The 269-nt window shown below is 63.9% G+C and carries 1 pseudogene; it reads right to left on the bottom strand.

The features are described from left to right. Positions 1-111: 111 nt before the first annotated feature. Positions 112-269: pseudogene (locus tag SB764_RS40645) on the bottom strand (efflux transporter periplasmic adaptor subunit); the annotation flags it as partial.

Raw genomic sequence — 269 nt, 5'->3', positions numbered from 1 at the left:
GCCAGCAAAGATCGGCCGATCGATGAAGAATTTGGATATGTTCATTGGAAGCTCTTAACGTTGGAGCATGCGCGCGCGACCGGAACACAACCGGAGCGCGGCGCACTAGGCTCACGAATTCTTGTCCGCCTTCGCACGCGTTTGCGCGAGCGGCGCGCTGTTCGGATCCTGATCGGCGTCCATCGGCACCAGGTGGGCGCGCACCGCATCGCCCGGGCGCACCCGCTGGATGCCGTTCACCACGATCCGGTCGCTAGCCTGCAAGCCGC

Source organism: Paraburkholderia sp. SIMBA_027 (genome assembly GCF_046535315.1).
GTDB lineage: Bacteria > Pseudomonadota > Gammaproteobacteria > Burkholderiales > Burkholderiaceae > Paraburkholderia > Paraburkholderia tropica.
This window is presented reverse-complemented; position numbering and strand designations above follow the sequence as displayed.